Below are 18,026 nucleotides of genomic sequence, written 5' to 3' on the forward strand. Positions count from 1 at the left end.
TATGGGAACATTTAAAATTGAAGGTGGACACCAACTAAAAGGAAGCATTCAACCTCAAGGAGCAAAAAACGAAGCATTACAAATCTTATGTGCAGTATTATTAACTCCAGAAAAAGTCACCATAAATAACATACCCGATATAATAGACGTCAATAAACTAATTACTTTATTAGGAAACTTAGGCGTTAAAGTAGAAAAACTTTCTGAAGGCACTTACAGTTTTCAAGCCGATCAAGTAGATTTAAAATATTTAGAATCTGCAGCTTTTAAAGAAGAAGGTCGTGGTTTACGTGGCTCAATAATGATTGTTGGACCTTTATTAGCACGTTTTGGTAAAGGATATATCCCAAAACCAGGTGGCGATAAAATTGGTCGTCGTCGTTTAGATACGCATTTTGAAGGATTTATAAATCTTGGCGCTAAATTTAGATACAACCGTGAAGATTATTTTTACGGTGTAGAAGCAGATAAATTAGTAGGAACCGATATGCTTTTAGATGAAGCATCTGTAACTGGTACAGCAAACATTGTGATGGCTGCAGTATTGGCAGAAGGTACTACAACAATTTACAACGCCGCTTGCGAGCCTTACTTACAGCAATTATGCAAAATGCTGAATAGAATGGGCGCAAAAATTTCAGGTGTTGGTTCTAACTTATTAACTATTGAAGGTGTTGATAGTCTTGGCGGAACTGAGCATACCATGTTACCAGATATGATTGAAATTGGTAGCTGGATTGGTTTGGCAGCAATGACAAAATCAGAACTTACTATAAAAAATGTAAGTTGGGATGATTTAGGACAAATACCAAACGTCTTTAGAAAATTAGGAATCACTGTTGAAAAACAAGGTGACGACATACACATACCTGCACATACTGATGGTTACGAAATACAAAACTACATAGATGGTTCTATTCTAACCATAGCAGATGCACCTTGGCCAGGTTTTACACCAGATTTATTAAGTATTGTTTTGGTTGTAGCAACGCAGGCTAGAGGAGAAGTACTTGTACATCAAAAGATGTTTGAAAGTCGTTTGTTCTTTGTAGATAAGTTAATCGATATGGGCGCAAAAATTATCCTTTGTGATCCACATAGAGCAACAGTCATTGGTCATGATTTTAAATCACAACTAAAAGCTACAACTATGGTCTCTCCAGATATTAGAGCCGGAATTAGTTTGTTAATTGCTGCGCTTTCTGCAAAAGGTACAAGTACCATTCATAATATTGAACAAATAGATAGAGGTTATCAAAAAATAGTAGAACGTTTGAAAGCTATTGGAGCAAAAATTGAACGTTTAGAAGGCAATTAATTTTAATTAATTCCTGAAAAAATAAAAGCATCTAATTTTAATTTAGATGCTTTTTTGTTTAATGTTTTTTCTAGGATACCGCTTCTTTGTAAACTTTTAAACAGCGTTCTCTAGCTTCTTTATGGTCTACAATTGGCTTAGTATATTTTTGGTCTTGATATTCTGGAACCCATTTTTTTATATACTTATGTTCTTTATCAAACTTATCAATTTGTGTGGTTGGATTAAAGATTCTAAAGTATGGCGCTGCATCTACACCAGATCCTGCAACCCATTGCCAGTTACCAACGTTGCTTGCCATTTCGTAATCGTGTAATTTTTCGGCAAAATAGGCTTCGCCCCAACGCCAATCTATTAATAAATGTTTGCATAAAAAACTACCAACTAACATGCGTACACGATTGTGCATAAAACCAGTTTCGTTTAGCTCGCGCATACCAGCGTCTACTAATGGGTAACCTGTATTTCCTGTTTTCCAAGCTTCAAATTCTTCTTTATTATTACGCCATTTTATGTTATCATATTTAGACTTAAACGCATTGGTTTGTGTTTTTGGATAATGCCATAATATTTGCATAAAAAACTCGCGCCAAATTAACTCTTGCCAAAAGATTTCGTTTTTTTCTGCAATTGCTTTTTTAACCATTTTACGCACGCTAACGGTGCCAAATCGTAGATGCGGACCAAGTTTTGAAGTTGCGTCTTTGGCAGGAAAATTTCTTTTGTCTTCGTATTCTTGGATTAACGTTGGTGTTACTGTGTAATCTGCAATTTTTTGTGAAGACGTTTTAAATCCCATGTCAGAAAGCGTTACGTTTGGCAATCTTGTATTTTTCACCAAATTGTCTAAATACTCGTTAGTGTAATAGATGTTGAGGTCGTGGTTTTTAAATTTTTCTTTCCAAGTACGCATGTATGGAGTGTAAACCACATATGGATCGCCGTCTTGCTTAACAACTTCGTCTTTTTCAAAGATAACTTGGTCTTTAAAGGTTTTAAAATTGATGTCTTTTTCTGCTAAAAAGGTTTCAATTTCTGTATCACGTGTTTTAGCGTATGGCTCATAATCGTGATTGGTGTAAACCGTATCTATTTCATAATCTTCAGCTAACTGTTTAAAAGCTTCTTTTGGAGTACTATAATATATTGCAATACTACTGTCACGTTCATCTTGAAGTGTATTTCGCATGCTTTGCAACGTATTAAAAATGAAAGTTACTCTTGCGTCATCTTCTGGTAGTTCGTTTAAAATTTCTTTATCAAAAATAAAGATCGGTAACACAGGTTTGTCTGCTTTTAAAGCATTGTAAAATCCTATGTTATCGTCTAATCTTAGGTCGCGTCTAAACCAGAATATGTTTAAAGGTTGTATCATTTGTGATTACTTAAAGTGTCTAGAGTTGTAAGTATTTAAAGTTAGTGTTTTTGTCTGTCTGATTAAAATTTACCAAATAGTTCTTCCAGTTTTTTGGTACGGTAATCAAAGATTTCTTTCAGTTTTGGTTTGACTAAAATTGGATGCACTAATTGTCCTAAAAAGCCCATTGGGACTTTGTAATCTATAATGTCTTCCATTTCTACGCCGCCATCAATTTCTTTAATAAAATGCTTATGATGCCAAAGTGAATATGGACCAAAACGTTGTTCGTCTACAAAATATTCGCCATCAATAACATGAGTAATTTCTGTTACCCATTTTGTTTTGATCCCTAAAACTGGTGTTACAATATATTGAATAATTTGACCTGCAAACATCGGTCTATCTGCTCCAGAAAGTATATGAAATCCCATGTAATCTGGCGTGATGACTTTTAAGTTTTTAGGGTCTGACAAAAAATCCCAAGCCTCTTGTTTGGTAATTGGTAAATTTTGTTTTTGATGTAATCTGTATATTTTCATAGCTTAAGTTTTTCCACGAAAGTGAAATCTTTTAATTATTTATTAGAATGTAAGCATTTAAAGATGTAGCAATTAGTAACCAAATCATATAAGGTAATAGGAGTAAACTTTTGGTTTTCATTATGTTTTTAAAGCTGAAAAAGATGTAAAAAACAACAATAGTTAGTAGTATTATCGTAATTAACCCTAATAAAATTAAATGTTGGTTGAAGAAAATGAAATTCCAAATAATGTTTAAAAACACTTGAATACTAAAGGCTATTTTAATGTTTTTAGAGCTTAATTTAGAAAATAAGTATGTTAAATAGATAGAAAAACACACCATAATAGTCGTCCAAGCTACACCAAATAGCCAACCTGGTGGCGTCCATGGAGCTTTATTTAAATTTAAATACCATTCTGATGTTGGTCCGTTATTCATCAATAAACTACCTAAGCCTAAACTACCAATATTTATAAAAAGGAAGAATAAAAATCTTTTAAGATTATTCATTTTTTAAGGATTCAATTTTATTCATAATAGCTTCTGCTTCTGCGTACACTTCATCACTTTTAGATCTATTGGTAGTTGAAAGTTTATGCCACTTTTGCATTAGTTTTTCGTATTTTACTTGTAGTTTTTCTACTTCAGATTTTGATTTAAAAAGTCCAAACATTTTTTTTACTTTAAATATTTTAAAATTTTATTGCTTTTTGGGGATGTAACCGAAAGAAAATAATCTATTAACTGTCCGTCTGGACCCACTAAATATTTTTGGAAATTCCATTTTACTTTAGAGTTTTTTATTCCATTTTTTTCTTTCTGGGTCAACCAAGCATACAAAGGATGTTTGTTTGTGCCTTTTACTTCAATTTTTTCTGTCATTAAAAACGAAACTCCGTAATTAGCTTGGCAAAAAGACATAATTTGGTCTTTATTTCCTGGTTCTTGGTTACCAAATTGGTTACAAGGGACGCCTATTATTATAATTTTATCACCATAAGTATCATGAAGACTTTGTAAGTCTTCATATTGAGGAGTAAATCCACATTTAGATGCAACATTTACAAACAAAATGTGTTTGCCTTTAAATGCTTTAAAGTCTATTGGTTGTCCTTGTAAGCTATTAATGTTTATATCGTAAATAGAAGTTTGCTTTTGCAAATCTGATTTACTTGAAACAGTACATAATGTTAACAAAAAGGCTTTTAAAACATTCATATACTCTAAATTTTAAAGCTTACAATACCACAATCTAAATCAAACACTTGTCCAGAGATAGAAGACGCTTTATCAGAACATAAAAATGTAGCCATATTTGCAACATCTTCTGGTTGTAGGTATTTTTTTAACGGATGACGCTCTCGCATATTTTCTTCTTGCTTCTCGTTACGCAAAAGTTTTGATGCTAAATCTGTGTTAGTCACAGTCGGAGCAACTGCGTTTATTCTAACAGTTGGCGCCAATTCGGCACCAACAGATTTTACTAAACCTTCAACAGCACTTTTTGAAGCAGCAACGCTTGCGTGAAAAGGCATACCTAACTTTGTAGCAACAGTACTAAATAATACAACAGAAGGGTCATTTCCTTTTTTTAAAGGCTCAATGTATTTTTGTAATGCTTTTACGGCACCAATGACGTTGATCTCAAAATCGGCTCTAAAATCGTCTAATTTTAATCGTCCGATAGGTTTTAAATTAATACTTCCTGGACAATAAATTAGATGATCTAAATGGTCTATTTCTGGTAAATCGTCAGTTAAAATATCACAAGAATGATGGGTTAGATTTTCGTGAGAAAAATCAGGTTCATTTCTGCTAATATTTGTGACTTTATGTGTGTCTAAAAAGCTTTTAGTAATGGCTTTGCCGATGCCTTTACTTCCGCCAATAATAACTAAATGATTCATGTTTATATAGTTACAGTTGTTGGTAAACGTTTTTCTACTTTACGTTTTATAGCGGTTAAGCGTTTCATTAAATCCATGATTTTTTCGTCTTTCTTTTTCTTATAAATTTGGTTCAATTCTAAGATTAAAGATTTTGCCTGTCTTGATAATTTTACACGATCGCTAGTTGATAAAGATCTTAAACTAGTTTGCTCAAATTCTAGTGCTTTTTCTATTGTACTCATGGCTTATTGTTTTAAGTAGTTTTGTAATTCTGAAATTTTTTGTGGATTGGTAAATTGTCCACTATAAAAAGTTGTGACAGTAGCAGAAGTATCATCCTTTACGCCTCTTGATGATACACAAAGATGTTTAGCATCTATGATAACAGCTACGTCTTCTGTATTTAAAATTTGTTTTAAGTCTTCGCCAATTTGATTAGTTAAACGTTCTTGTACTTGAGGTCTTTTTGCATAATATTGTACAATTCTGTTAAGTTTAGAAAGACCAATTACTTTTCCTGAAGATATGTAAGCTATGTGGGCTTTACCTATAATTGGGACAAAGTGATGCTCGCAGTTAGAATAAAAGGTTATATCTTTTTCTACTAGCATTTGGTTGTACTGATATTTATTATCAAACAAAGCTATTTTGGGCTTATTGGCAGGGTTAAGTCCAGAAAAGATTTCTTCAACATACATTTTTGCTACACGTTTTGGTGTACCTTTTAATGAATCGTCGGTTAGGTCTAAACCAAGCACATCCATAATTTCTTCAAAAAGAATAGAAATACGTTCTTTTTTTTCTTCATCAGAAATTTTAAACGCATCTTTTTTCATTGGTGTTTCTAAACTGGTAAATAAATGATCATCACCGATGTCTTCAATAGAAAATCCGTTTAATTTGTGTCCGTTGGTTGGAGTTACTAATTTTTCTTTATTCATAGCATCTTTTTTAATTGCTGTTTTCAATAATTGAAACAAAGCAGATTGGTTGTTTTATCTAACGTTTAGATATTTTATTGTGTGTAATTTGTTTTTGTCTACTGCATTTAAATCTTCCATTTTCAAAAGATCTAAGTTTTTGATGTTTAGTAGCTCTTCCTTGTACACGTTTGCGCCAAAGTCTAAAACTACTAGGTTTCATCTCTCTACGCATAAGATTTATGACTTCTTGTTCTTTTAATCCAAACTGAAAGGCAATAGCATCAAAGGTAGTTCGATCTTCCCAAGCCATTTCAATAATTCTATCAATCTCTCTTATCGTAAAATTCTTATTCATTATATGGTATTGTTGAAAATTGACTATCAAAATTTATTTTTTGATCTAATAGCTTTTTAAAAAATTGCTTATTTTCTTTAAAGGTTTTATTTTTTCTAAAATGAATAAATTTTCCATCTGCATGTATACTTGCGCCATTTGTTTTATAAATTACTAGTTTATAATATGGAATAACCCAAGCAAAACGTTGTAAACCTTTACCAATATGAATTAAAATACCTTTTGGTCTTAACTCAATGCTTCCATAATTTATATCATTTACCAAATTAATTACGGTATGTAGGTTTGGGCTGACCTCGTCAATAATCATGCGTTTAGAACCAATACCTTTTAATTTTATCGCTTGTAAAAACGAAAAAGGCTTACCTAACAAGTTGTTGATTTGTTTAGTGATTTCTTTATCGGTATAAGAAGTATTAAAAAGCAATATTTTGTTATTTGATTCTAATCAAAACTACAAAATGTTTAATATTTTAAAAAATAAGTTAAACAATATTTAACATATTATTTTCTGATATTTGATAATTAAAATCTATCGGTTGCGAAGCATTCTACTACGATCGCTTAAAGTGTGTCGTTTTAAGATGCGTAAACTTTCTTTTTTTACAAGAGTATTTTCTTTCATCTGCCATAAAATATCACTTGCTTGTTTGCGTGTTTTCTTTTCATTGATAATAGGAAAAGGATAGTCTTTACCCAATTCAAAACCGGTGATTTGTTGGTCAAAATAGGTCATTTCACTTGGGTTATGAATAAATGGCGCTTCTAAATTTTCTAATTCTGGAACCCATTGTTTTATAAATTTGCTATCTGGATCATGTTCTAAACTATTTTTTAACGGATTATAAATACGAAGCGTATTAATTCCCGTTTCTCCCGCTTGCATTTGTATTTGTGGATAATGTATACCAGGTTCAAAATCTAAAAATAAACTCGCTAAGTGTTCGCTTAAATCTTGCCAAGGTTGCCAAAGATTATGTGTAAAAAATGAAACCACTAAGGCACGCATTCTAAAATTTAAATAGCCCGTAGTATTTAAGCAGCGCATGCAAGCATCGACTAACGGAAAACCTGTTTTGCCTTCTTTCCAAGCATTTTGGAACTCGATATTTACTGGTTTTTTAAGTTGATGAAAGCCTTTATTTACACTTTTAAATTCCATTGTATGTTCCATTTCAAACTTCTGGATAAAGTGTGCTTGCCAGCGTAAACGTGATACAAATGCGTTTAAATGCCGCTTGTTTTTACCTTTTTCTCTTTCAATTCCAGCTGCGTTTATGACTTGTTTTATGGATAAATTTCCCCAAGCAATGTAAGGCGATAATCGACTACAACCTGTTCTGGCTTCTAAAGGTTTCGAGATATGAAACATGTAGTTTTTATAGCGATTATTGAAAAAAGACTGCATGTATTTTATTCCTGTTGTTGTACCGCCTTTTTGAAAGTTTTTATTGTAAATAGTTTCTGTTGAAACAGTTTTAAACTGAAGTTCTAAAGTTTCAATTGAAGTTATACTTAATAACTGATTTTGTTTTGGTTGAAACTGAAACTCTGGTTGCATCATAAAACGGTCCCAATCTTCAAACCAAGTATTACGGTTTTTTAGTCCGCGTTGTACACCATTATTACTATTTTCTATCCAATTTATATGTTGAGTTCGGCAAAATTCCGCGAAAGCGATATCTCTTTTAAAAGTTGAAAGTATACCTGTTTCCATATGAGAAAACACATGCGTAATATTAAATTGTTTTTGAAGTTGCTCAACGGTATTTTCAATAGAATTATTGACGATTAAAACTTTGGAATTATATGGTTTTAGTTGCTTATTTAAATCCTCTAAAGACTGTTTTACAAAATCCCAATGACGTTGGCTGTAATGTTTATCTTGAAGTAAAAAATCCTCAAAAGTGTAGAGGAGAAGCACGTTTTGGTTGGTGTTTATGGCATTGGTAATGGCTTCGTTATCCTGTAAACGAAGGTCGCGTTTTAACCAAACTATGCTAAGGTTGTTTTTCATTAAAAGTTATCAGGATTTTCAATGATACTTTGCGCACGTTTTTTGATATTTGCCAGTTGGTCTTTATCCATTTTGTCTAGTAAACTGTACATCATGCCCATACGACGGTTATTGCCTAAAATACTGCGTTTGTCATCTAAAAAATTCCAGTATAAGCTGTTAAACGGACACGCTTTTTCGCCTAATTTTTCTTTTTTATTGTAATGGCAATCGTCACAATAATTACTCATTTTATTGATGTAACTTCCGCTAGAAACGTACGGTTTTGTGGCAATTTTTCCGCCATCTGCAAATTGGCTCATACCACGTGTATTTGGTAATTGTACCCATTCTAAAGCATCAACATAAATACCCAAATACCAAGCATCAACATCGTCTGGATTAATTTGCGCTAGTAACGCAAAATTACCAGTAACCATTAAACGCTGTATGTGATGCGCGTAACCATTGTCAAGACTGTTGGTTATGGCATTTTTTAGGCAGTTCATTTTAGTATTTCCAGTCCAATAAAATTCAGGAATTTTATTGGTGTTTTCTAAGTGGTTTTCGGTTTTGTAATCTGGCATTAAACCCCAATACATACCGCGCATATACTCACGCCAACCAATAATTTGACGAATAAAACCTTCAACTTGAGAAATATCAATATTGTCACCATGTTTTCGCCAATAATTTAAAACAGTATCTACAATATTTTTTGCTGAAACAAGCTTGATATTCATCGCAAAAGACAGTCGCGAATGGAATAAATACACTTCGTCCGTATGCATGGCATCTTGATAATCCCCAAAATGAATGAGCAATTCCTCACAAAAATATTTAAGTTGATCAAGCGCTTGTGCTCTGGTAATTGGGTAACTAAACGTTTTAGTATCAAACTTGCCAATGGTTTTTATGTCGCTGTTTTCAATTAATTCAACAATATCAGAAACATCATTTTTAAAATATTTGTAAGTCGGAATTTGGTGTTCGCCTTTCCATTTGTTGCGATTACTTTTGTCGTAGTTCCATTTACCGCCTTCAGGTTGTTTTCCAGCCATTAAAATGTCGTGTTTTTTACGCATATCGCGGTAAAAATTCTCCATTAAATATTGCTTTTTTCCTTTAAAAAAGGCTTTTAAATCCTCGCGTTCTGTATAAAAATGTTCTGTTGAAAACGCTTCAGATTCAATAACTAAAGACTTGCAAAAGTCTGATAATTGTTGATCTAAACGATACTCGTCTGGTAATTGGTATTCAAACTTTTCAATATTGTGTGTTTTGATGAGTTGTTTTAAATTTTCTACTAAATCTTGCGTATTGTCTTTATCGTCTAGTTTGTAATAGACAACTTTAAAATTGTTTGTTTTAAGGTGATTTGAAAACGCACGCATCGCAGCAAAAAAGCCAATTATTTTTTGAATATGATGTGTAACATAATCGGTTTCTTGGCGCATTTCAAATAGACAATACACTATATTTTTATCGTTGGTTTTATACCAACTGTGTTTGCTGTTTAATTGATCGCCAAGTATAAGTCTAAGTGTTTTCATGTTCTAAAATAAAGTGTCTTGCAACCACAAACGCTGGTATTTACCCTTGCTATCGTAGCGATCTGCTTGAAGTTTGACGTTAAATTTTCGGTCTCTCGGGTCGTTACCAACGCCAGCAACATACATCCAATTACCATAATTGCTATGCACATCGTAATCAAGAAGTAAACTCTCAAAATAGGCTGCACCAATACGCCAATCTAGTTCCATGGACTTTGCGAAGTAACTCGCTACATTTTGTCGACCACGATTACTCATCCAACCTGTTTTTTTAAGTTCGATCATGTTAGCATTTACAAAAGGTTCAGGTGTTTTGCCGTTTATCCAGTCGTTAATTTTTTGCTGATTTTTAGACCAGTCATAATCCTTGTTTAAAATTCCGCCGATTTTAAAGATTTGATTGCCAGATTTTAGTGACACATATTTAAAATAGTCGCGCCAAATAAGCTCAAAAATAAGCCAATAGGTAGAATCGTTTTTAAAATGTGCTTTCTCAAACTGCTTGACTTGGTAGTAAATATGTTTAGCAGAAATGCTTCCATTGGCTAACCAAGGTGAAAATTTGGAACCAAAATCTTTACCAATCAATCCGTTACGAGTCTTTTTATATACGCCTAATTTTTTAGTGTTAAAAAAATAATCTTCCAAACGTTGCAAAGCTTCAGTTTCTCCTCCTTTAAAAGGAAACGCTGAATTTGGATGCACTTCAAAATCTATAAAACCTAAATCAGAAAGTGATGGAATTGAAGTTAGGTTTTCTATTCTTTCTTTATTTACTTTTTCTGTTGATGAAGAAGTTTCTTGTCTAATTTTACTTCTTTTTTCACAAGCTTTTCTAAACTCGGTGAAGACTTTAGGTAGTTGTTTTATATTGAAAGGAATATCCTCTGGATGGTATAAAAACTGATTGTAACTTGTTGAAATTTTTATATGTTCAGGCAACTTTTCTTTCACATTATTGAACACATCAACTTCTTCTTGCGTCCATTCTTCTTGTAAAAAAATATGGTTTATTTGATAGTTTTCTACTAAATAAGGAATACAATTTTCTGGTTTTATGGTGTAAACGAATAATGGAATATTAAGTTGAGCTAGATTATTCTTTAAATCGGTTACGGTTTCTATTAAAAATTTAGCTCTGTATTTTTCGGTTTTTTTAAAGCCAAATTGATCTACTTCAAATTGTCTTGGATCAAAACAATATAAAGCGATAACACGGTTATTAACGTCAATAGCATTTTCTAATGACGCGTTATCGTGAATTCTTAAATCGTTTCTAAACCAAACTAGGCTTGTGTCTTGTTTCTTCGGCATTTTTCGCTACAATATTTTACGTTATCCCAATTTTTCTCCCATTTTTTTCGCCATGTAAATGGTAGTTGACAAACGGGACAAATTTTTGTTGATAGATGTTGTTTAGCTATTCCTCTAGGCATTGGCTAGTTTATTTATCATTCCGTTAAAAATAAATCCATGAAACGGTAAAACACTATACCAATAGAGTCTTCCCCATAGACCGCGTGGTCTAAAGGTAGCGCGTTGGTAAACTTTACCTTTTGCGACTTGAAACTCTAACCAAGCTTCGCCAGGTAATTTCATTTCGGCAAAAAGGATAAGGCGTTTTTGTTCTTTATCTGCTAATAATACACGCCAAAAATCTAAGGCATCACCAGTTTTGATGTCGGTTTGGTTGGTACGACCACGACGTAAACCAATACCACCTACTAGTTTGTCTAAATAACCTCTAATTTTCCAAAGTGTAGTGCCGTAATACCAACCATTTTCACCACCAATTGCCCAAATTTTTTCAAGCGTTCGGTTTTCATCTTTTACTCGTCGTTCTTTGATATCTTTAAAGCATCCAAATTTTGGAACTTTAAGGTATTTGGTTGATACTCTTTTTTTGTTTCGGCTACTTATAAAAGCGTCTTTCCAGCTGGAGATAATTTCATTTCCTTCAATTTTTACAAAAGCGACTTCTACCGCTTGTTTGTATGTCATTGGTTTTATTTCTAGAAATTGATTGATATTACTTTTTTCTCCTATAATTTCTATACCCATACTATTTACTAAAGAAGAGGCTAATTTGTAAGATGTTGATGTTACAAAATATAGCCAGTAGCTTGACAGTTTTGGCGTCATTACCGGAACTGTAATAATGTATCTTTTTAGTTTTCTTATGCTGGCAAACTGCAATAGCATTTGCTTGTAGGTCATAATTTCTGGACCAAAAATATCATGAGATGTGTTGTACAATTCTTGTTTATCAAGTCCTTTGGTTAAAAACGCTAAAACGTCTCTAATACCAATAGGTTGCGTTTTGGTATTTAGCCATTTTGGCGCAATCATTACGGGAAGTTTTTCGACTAAATCTCTAATAATTTCGAAACTTGCGCTACCAGAACCAACAATAATTCCTGCTTTAAAAACGGTTAATGCGTAGTCATTAGATTTTAAAGTGTCTTCTACGTTTTTTCTGGATAATAAATGTTTTGAGAGTTTGGTGTCGTTGGTAATTCCGCTAAGGTAGATAACTTGTTTGACGATAGTAGTTTCGATATAATTTTTGAAGTTTAACGCACATTCTTCTTCTAACTTATGAAACTTGTCTACAGAATTTGACATAGAATGTATCAAATAATACGCAGCATCTATGTCTTTAGGAATGTTTTGTAAGGTATCTGGTTTTAAAAAATCGGCTTCTACAACATGAAGATTTTCTTCATCTGAATATGCTTTTTCCGTACGTAATTTTCCGCGTACAGCGCAAACTACCGTATGACCTTGATCTAAAAGTAACGGAATAATACGCTTACCAATGTAACCTGTTGCGCCTGTTACTAATATTCTCATAGGTTTTGGTTTTTTTATCTACAGATAATTACATTTATTGATTGTTAGCTAAAGATGGTTTAGGTCTTTGGTATTCTAAGCGTTTTTCTAGAGTAGGTATGGCGTAAGTGTCTAATCCGTTAATAGTTGCAATTTCTGCTTTAGATAGGTTAACAAAGCCATCACTTTCTAATAAATTATCATTGATGAAAAGATTTTCAATTTCACCTAAAACAAGAATAGTATCGTTTTCTTTGATGAAATACTCTTGAACAAATTTCATTTGAAGCTGAACTGGCGCATCTTTTACAAAAGGCGCAAGACATTCATTTTTATATTCTGAATTGAGATTAGTAACTTCAAATTCTGAAATATTAGCATCGTATTTAGCAGATGTATGATGCGCATCTTCTATTATTGATTTATGAATGTGATTAATCGTGTAAACACCAGTTGCTTTTATGTTTTCGTAAGTGTTGCGTAAAACGGTTGTTGGTCTACAAAAAAAGCCTAAAAGCGGCGGATTGCTACCAACGTGCGTTACCGAACTAAATACTGCAACATTCTCGATATTATCCTTAGATTTTGTGCCAATTAGATTAGCGCTTTTAAATCCAGAGACACTATTTATAAGATTAATGCGGTATAAATGATGCATTTCTTCGATATGTTTTTTACTGAAATGCTTCATTATTTTAAATTTTGAAAGTTATTGATTTTGATGTCTTTTGCCTTTAAATCGAACATTAAATTGTAAAGCCCAAAAAACGTACGGTTAATGTAAATAAAATGCTTAGATCCGCGATTACCATTCATTTTTCTTAGTTCTGTACTCTTACTATAACGTTGTCCCATTTCTGAAATAGCATTAAAAAATTCAGGATCAGAAAAATCAAAAGTATCCACATGAAAAGGTTTGGTGAATAGGCTTAACAATTCATGAAACATTGCAGAGAAGAAGTCTAATTCTTCTTTGCTATCATCTTCTCTTAATATTTCTAATTCGAACATTTTTTTAGTGAAAATATCTTTGTTTTCTAGACTTTCTTTTTTTGCCAATTCAAAATATGGTGTGTAAAAATCTTCAGGCACTATTTTCATACAACCAAAGTCTAACGCGATAAGTTCGCCATTTTTAGACACTAAAAAGTTTCCAGGATGCGGATCTGCGTGTACTTTTTTAAGTACATGCATTTGGTACATATAAAAGTCCCATATTGCTTGACCAATTTTATTTGCTACTTCTTGATTGGTATTGTGTGCAGTAAATTCAGAAAGATGTTCGCCTTCCATCCAATCCATAGTAATGATACGCTCTGAAGACAAATCTTCGTAATACTCAGGAAATTTAAGGTTAGGAATGTGTTTACATGCATTTACAATTTCTTTACTTTGCTTAACTTCTAGTATGTAGTTTGTTTCTTCTACTAATTTATTTTCGACTTCTTTAAAGTATTTATCACTATCTTTTCCTTTAATATTGAACATTTTGATAGCGATAGGTTTAACCAAAGCCAAATCGCTAGAAATGCTTTCTGCGACACCAGGATATTGAATTTTCACAGCAAGTTTTTTCCCATCCTTTTCTGCTAAATGCACTTGTCCAATACTAGCTGCATTAACCGAATTAAGATTGAAGGTGTCAAAGATTTGACTTGGTAATTGACCGAAATATTTTTTAAAAGTCTTCTTCACTAAAGGAGCCGATAGTGGCGGCACAGAAAATTGTGCTAACGAAAATTTTTCTACATAGGCTTGTGGTAAAATGCTTTTTTCCATACTAAGCATTTGAGCTACTTTTAAAGCACTTCCTTTAAGTTGTTTTAAACTGTCGTAAATATCGTCTGCGTTGTTTTTATTTAAACGTTCTTTAGCTTCAAGCTCTGATTTTGTAAGCTTATCACCATAATATTTTAGGTAATTAACACCAACTTTAGCACCTGTAGATACTAATTTGGTTGCACGAGATATTTTTGAAACAGGTATTTTGTCTATAGTTTTCAATAGAATGAGAATTAAGAGTTCATTTGAAATTTTTCTTTATAAATAAACTTTCCAAAATCTATTAGGCTTTTTATTGGAGCAATGTCTAATACATCAAAACTTGTATTGACAGATTTTTCTATGAAAATGTCTGTCTTTTCGAAAGATGGAGACGTATCATCCATCCAAAATTTGATGGTTAATAATAATTGCATCCAAGCAGATTCTTTTAAACTTTTTTGTTGAAGTTTATCAATTTGCTCTTGTTTAGTTTCGATAAGCTCTATACCTAATTCTGAAATGTAGTGCGTAAAATGCGATTTTAAATCTTTTAAAACCACATAGTTTTTTAGCTTGTTTTTATGCTGATTAAGTGCATAAACCACATAGCTTCTGTTAGCTGTTAGGTTTTCGAAAAAAGTAAAGTAAAAACTTAATAGTTTATTTCGAGGTTCGAAATTTTGGTAATCTTCGCTAGCATGTAATGCAGTAATTGTATTATCATAAAAGGCTTTAAAAATACCTTTTTCTATAGCTTCAAAATTACCGAAATGCTCGTAGAATTTAGCTTCTTCAAAATTGTTTTCTTTCGAAAAAGCATAAACAGATTTAGGTTGTTGGTTATGTTCTAGTACATAATCCATGTAAAATGAGATGATGTTACTAGCTGTTATATTTTTCTTTTTTGCCATTACTGTGAAATTTAATAGCGTAAAGATACAAAATGTTTAACTTATTTTTTAAATAGTTAAACAAAATTTAACAACCTAAATCTGTTTGGTTTAGCTTTATTTAGACAGATAATATTTTTTTCTTAGCCAAAATGCCACTTTAACTAATAAAATAAGCGCAGGAACTTCTACTAAAGGTCCTATAACACCAGTAAATGCTTGTCCAGAGTTTAATCCAAATACCGCAATAGCGACCGCTATAGCAAGTTCAAAATTATTACCAGCAGCTGTAAATGCAATAGCAGCATTTTTATCGTATGTTGCGCCCATAGCTTTACTTACAAAGAAACCTATGATGAACATTACAATAAAATAGATAAGTAAAGGAAGCGCTATAATTAAAACGTCTTTTGGAATTTGTACAATTAATTCGCCTTTTAAAGAGAACATTACAATTATAGTAAACAGTAATGCTATTAATGTAATAGGAGAAATGTTAGGGATAAACTTGGTCTTATACCAATCTTCTCCTTTTAATTTGACTAAAATAGTTCTACTTAGTATACCAAGTAAAAAAGGAATTCCTAAATATATCGCAACACTTTCTGCAATTGTTAAAATAGAAATATCTACAATTGCACCTTCAAAGCCAAAATAAGGCGGTAAAACAGTAATAAATAAGTAGGCATAAAAACTATACCCTAATACTTGAAATACACTGTTTAAGGCTACTAATCCTGCTCCGTATTCGCTACTACCTTCTGCTAAGTCATTCCAAACTAATACCATAGCAATACATCTAGCAAGTCCTATTAAGATTAGTCCAACCATATATTCTGGATAGTCTTGTAAGAATATTAGAGCCAAAATAAACATTAAAACAGGACCGATAATCCAGTTTAAGACTAAAGAAATGGATAAAATTTTTACATCTCTAAAGACCTTAGGTAATAAAGCATAATTAACTTTTGCTAAAGGTGGATACATCATTAAAATTAACCCAATTGCAATAGGAATATTAGTTGTACCACTACTGTAATTATCTATTTGTTTAGGAAAAGATGGAAAAAAGTATCCAATACTTACACCTAATAACATTGCAATAAATATCCACAAGGTTAAATAACGGTCTAAAAAGTTAAGTCTTTTTTTTGAGGTTGACATTTAACTTATTTAATAGTTGAGAAAATATATTTCATTTCGGTTGCAATTTGGGCAGAACGTTCTAAGTACTTAATATCTTGAAGGTCTGTATTGTCAAACGCTTTTGGATCGTCGTAAGTTATAGGTATGCGTTTTTCTGCTCCAGCGATAAAAGGGCAGCCACCATCTGCTTGAGAGCAAGTCATAATTGCTGCAAAATTAGATTTTGGATTAAAATTGTCTCCGTAAGTTTTAGAAAAACCTATTATAGGATGTGAGTTTTGATCATATTTAATGGTGTAAATAGGATTGTTTCCTTCTGAAATTTTCTCGATATCAAATCCAGTGTTTTGCAAAGTTTCTGCAACTTTTGGGTACATTGCTGTAGCTTCAGTACCACCAGAAAAACAAGTTACATTTTCAATATTATAAAAGTTTGCAATTGTTTGTGCCCAAATTTGGGATAGATGGCTACGTCTAGAGTTGTGTGTGCAAATAAAATTAATTGTAATTGGTAATTTTTTAGATGCTTTATCTTGTATATAAGTTACAAGTGGTTGTAAAGTCTCTTTTCTGTCATTAGATATTGTATCAATATCTAATGCGTTAATATAATCTTCGATTTGAGTATTCATAATTATAGTAGAAAATTATTAGCAGCAGTTTCCGTCTGGAGAGCAACAAGGCTCGTTATTTAAATCTGCAAGTTTAACTTTTGGTTTTGGTAATTGTTTTTCAGGAATACCACATTTATCCTTAGCAAGACAGTTTGTTTGTGTAGAGGTAAGTATAAACTGACCATTTTGGTAATCTAAACCAAATTTTTGGATGCTTTGCTCACCTTGATATTCAACTTCAATGTCAAGATCTTTTAGGTTGAAAATATCTTCTGATAATTCGATAATATGAATTAATTTTTCAGGATGTAGTCTGTGATCGTAATCATTGGCATTCCACAGTTGAAAATTCACCTTTTTTCTTGTCTTACGGTTCCGCCACAATCAATAAAATGTTTTGTGGTTTTACCAACTTCTGTTACATGAAAATGATTAGGTACTAAACTACCATCGGGTAAAACAAACGCAATGGTGTTTAGGTTTTTTAAATGTTTTTTAATTTCTGATAATGTCATAATATTTAATTTTTAACAACAAGTATTAGTATTGTTTTCTGTATCTAAAAAAGCGGTTAAAGTGTTTTTCATTTTTGTCCAATTATCTTGATTTATACAGTAGCAAACACTTGTCCCTTCAATAGTTCCTTGAATTAGTCCTAATTTTTTTAATTCTTTTAAATGCTGAGAAATTGTAGGTTGAGCTAGTCCAATAACATCTACCAAATCACCACAAACACAAGTGTTGATTTTAAACAAATGCTGGATAATTGCTACCCGTGCAGGATGACCAAATGCTTTAAAGTATAAGGCTAATTGGTTTTGTTCTTCTGTAAACATTTCCGCTTTAATTAACCCCATAATTATA

At 32.1% G+C, this 18,026-nt stretch carries 22 protein-coding genes and 1 pseudogene; 1 reads left to right on the forward strand and 22 read right to left on the reverse strand.

All coding sequences use genetic code 11. The annotated features are described in order from the left end of the window. Position 1 precedes the first annotated feature (1 nt). Positions 2 to 1,318 (forward strand): UDP-N-acetylglucosamine 1-carboxyvinyltransferase, encoded by a 1,317-nt coding sequence (gene murA, locus WA340_RS09320; RefSeq protein ID WP_336128663.1) that lies wholly within the window; start codon positions 2 to 4, stop codon positions 1,316 to 1,318. A 70-nt stretch (positions 1,319 to 1,388) separates the two neighbouring features. Here the strand turns inward: murA and WA340_RS09325 are convergent, their stop codons facing one another. The 22 genes and pseudogenes from WA340_RS09325 to WA340_RS09430 all read right to left on the reverse strand — a co-directional run bounded on the left by WA340_RS09325 (position 1,389) and on the right by WA340_RS09430 (position 18,019). Then, entirely contained in the window at positions 1,389 to 2,693 is a 1,305-nt protein-coding gene (locus WA340_RS09325; RefSeq protein WP_336128665.1) for a cryptochrome/photolyase family protein, read from the reverse strand. Between the two features lie 62 nt (positions 2,694 to 2,755). Beyond that, on the reverse strand, positions 2,756 to 3,217 hold the full coding sequence (locus WA340_RS09330) for an SRPBCC family protein (RefSeq protein ID WP_336128667.1): 462 nt from the start codon (positions 3,215 to 3,217) through the stop codon (positions 2,756 to 2,758). Positions 3,218 to 3,248: 31 nt separating this feature from the next. After that, on the reverse strand, positions 3,249 to 3,710 hold the full coding sequence (locus WA340_RS09335) for a TspO/MBR family protein (protein ID WP_106678275.1): 462 nt from the start codon (positions 3,708 to 3,710) through the stop codon (positions 3,249 to 3,251). Beyond that, complete coding sequence (locus tag WA340_RS09340; RefSeq protein WP_036226876.1) at positions 3,703 to 3,873, reverse strand: Lacal_2735 family protein; 171 nt, start codon at positions 3,871 to 3,873, stop codon at positions 3,703 to 3,705. The genes WA340_RS09335 and WA340_RS09340 overlap by 8 nt, the downstream gene beginning before the upstream one ends. A gap of 5 nt (positions 3,874 to 3,878) precedes the next feature. Further along, complete coding sequence (locus WA340_RS09345) at positions 3,879 to 4,418, reverse strand: glutathione peroxidase (protein WP_336128671.1); 540 nt, start codon at positions 4,416 to 4,418, stop codon at positions 3,879 to 3,881. Positions 4,419 to 4,423: 5 nt separating this feature from the next. Next, on the reverse strand, positions 4,424 to 5,107 hold the full coding sequence (locus tag WA340_RS09350; RefSeq protein WP_336128672.1) for an SDR family NAD(P)-dependent oxidoreductase: 684 nt from the start codon (positions 5,105 to 5,107) through the stop codon (positions 4,424 to 4,426). A gap of 2 nt (positions 5,108 to 5,109) precedes the next feature. Beyond that, positions 5,110 to 5,331, reverse strand: coding sequence for a hypothetical protein (locus WA340_RS09355; protein WP_027878710.1), 222 nt, complete (start codon positions 5,329 to 5,331; stop codon positions 5,110 to 5,112). Between the two features lie 3 nt (positions 5,332 to 5,334). After that, positions 5,335 to 6,030 (reverse strand): GTP cyclohydrolase I FolE, encoded by a 696-nt coding sequence (gene folE, locus WA340_RS09360; protein ID WP_336128674.1) that lies wholly within the window; start codon positions 6,028 to 6,030, stop codon positions 5,335 to 5,337. 58 nt (positions 6,031 to 6,088) lie between these two features. Next, the gene (locus WA340_RS09365; protein WP_106678269.1) at positions 6,089 to 6,367 is read right to left on the reverse strand and encodes a TIGR03643 family protein; all 279 of its coding nucleotides are present in this window, start codon (positions 6,365 to 6,367) and stop codon (positions 6,089 to 6,091) included. Beyond that, positions 6,360 to 6,794 (reverse strand): hypothetical protein, encoded by a 435-nt coding sequence (locus WA340_RS09370; protein WP_336128676.1) that lies wholly within the window; start codon positions 6,792 to 6,794, stop codon positions 6,360 to 6,362. The genes WA340_RS09365 and WA340_RS09370 overlap by 8 nt, the downstream gene beginning before the upstream one ends. 105 nt (positions 6,795 to 6,899) lie before the next feature. Then, a complete protein-coding gene (locus WA340_RS09375; protein WP_336128677.1) occupies positions 6,900 to 8,384 on the reverse strand; it encodes a cryptochrome/deoxyribodipyrimidine photo-lyase family protein in 1,485 nt (494 codons plus the stop codon). Continuing rightward, on the reverse strand, positions 8,384 to 9,916 hold the full coding sequence (locus WA340_RS09380; protein ID WP_336128678.1) for a cryptochrome/photolyase family protein: 1,533 nt from the start codon (positions 9,914 to 9,916) through the stop codon (positions 8,384 to 8,386). Before WA340_RS09380 ends, WA340_RS09375 begins: the two co-directional genes overlap by 1 nt. A gap of 3 nt (positions 9,917 to 9,919) precedes the next feature. Then, complete coding sequence (locus tag WA340_RS09385) at positions 9,920 to 11,230, reverse strand: DASH family cryptochrome (RefSeq protein WP_336128679.1); 1,311 nt, start codon at positions 11,228 to 11,230, stop codon at positions 9,920 to 9,922. Then, on the reverse strand, positions 11,203 to 11,340 hold the full coding sequence (locus WA340_RS09390) for a DUF2256 domain-containing protein (RefSeq protein ID WP_336129221.1): 138 nt from the start codon (positions 11,338 to 11,340) through the stop codon (positions 11,203 to 11,205). Before WA340_RS09390 ends, WA340_RS09385 begins: the two co-directional genes overlap by 28 nt. Before the next feature lie 4 nt (positions 11,341 to 11,344). Further along, positions 11,345 to 12,769 (reverse strand): SDR family oxidoreductase, encoded by a 1,425-nt coding sequence (locus tag WA340_RS09395; RefSeq protein WP_336128681.1) that lies wholly within the window; start codon positions 12,767 to 12,769, stop codon positions 11,345 to 11,347. A gap of 34 nt (positions 12,770 to 12,803) precedes the next feature. Further along, positions 12,804 to 13,439, reverse strand: a complete 636-nt coding sequence (locus WA340_RS09400) for a flavin reductase family protein (RefSeq protein WP_336128683.1) — start codon at positions 13,437 to 13,439, stop codon at positions 12,804 to 12,806. Beyond that, the gene (locus WA340_RS09405; RefSeq protein ID WP_336128685.1) at positions 13,439 to 14,752 is read right to left on the reverse strand and encodes an ABC1 kinase family protein; all 1,314 of its coding nucleotides are present in this window, start codon (positions 14,750 to 14,752) and stop codon (positions 13,439 to 13,441) included. The genes WA340_RS09400 and WA340_RS09405 overlap by 1 nt, the downstream gene beginning before the upstream one ends. Positions 14,753 to 14,763: 11 nt before the next feature. Further along, positions 14,764 to 15,423, reverse strand: coding sequence for a TetR family transcriptional regulator C-terminal domain-containing protein (locus WA340_RS09410; RefSeq protein WP_336128687.1), 660 nt, complete (start codon positions 15,421 to 15,423; stop codon positions 14,764 to 14,766). Between the two features lie 96 nt (positions 15,424 to 15,519). Continuing rightward, positions 15,520 to 16,566 (reverse strand): ACR3 family arsenite efflux transporter, encoded by a 1,047-nt coding sequence (arsB, locus tag WA340_RS09415; protein ID WP_336128689.1) that lies wholly within the window; start codon positions 16,564 to 16,566, stop codon positions 15,520 to 15,522. A gap of 5 nt (positions 16,567 to 16,571) precedes the next feature. Further along, the gene (locus tag WA340_RS09420) at positions 16,572 to 17,180 is read right to left on the reverse strand and encodes an arsenate-mycothiol transferase ArsC (RefSeq protein ID WP_336128691.1); all 609 of its coding nucleotides are present in this window, start codon (positions 17,178 to 17,180) and stop codon (positions 16,572 to 16,574) included. Positions 17,181 to 17,198: 18 nt separating this feature from the next. Continuing rightward, a pseudogene (locus WA340_RS09425) lies at positions 17,199 to 17,677 on the reverse strand (DUF6428 family protein). Between the two features lie 12 nt (positions 17,678 to 17,689). After that, positions 17,690 to 18,019, reverse strand: a complete 330-nt coding sequence (locus WA340_RS09430; RefSeq protein WP_223076966.1) for an ArsR/SmtB family transcription factor — start codon at positions 18,017 to 18,019, stop codon at positions 17,690 to 17,692. Between the last annotated feature and the right edge of the window lie 7 nt (positions 18,020 to 18,026).

It is taken from the genome of Mesoflavibacter sp. CH_XMU1422-2, from assembly GCF_037029245.1.
GTDB lineage: Bacteria > Bacteroidota > Bacteroidia > Flavobacteriales > Flavobacteriaceae > Mesoflavibacter > Mesoflavibacter zeaxanthinifaciens.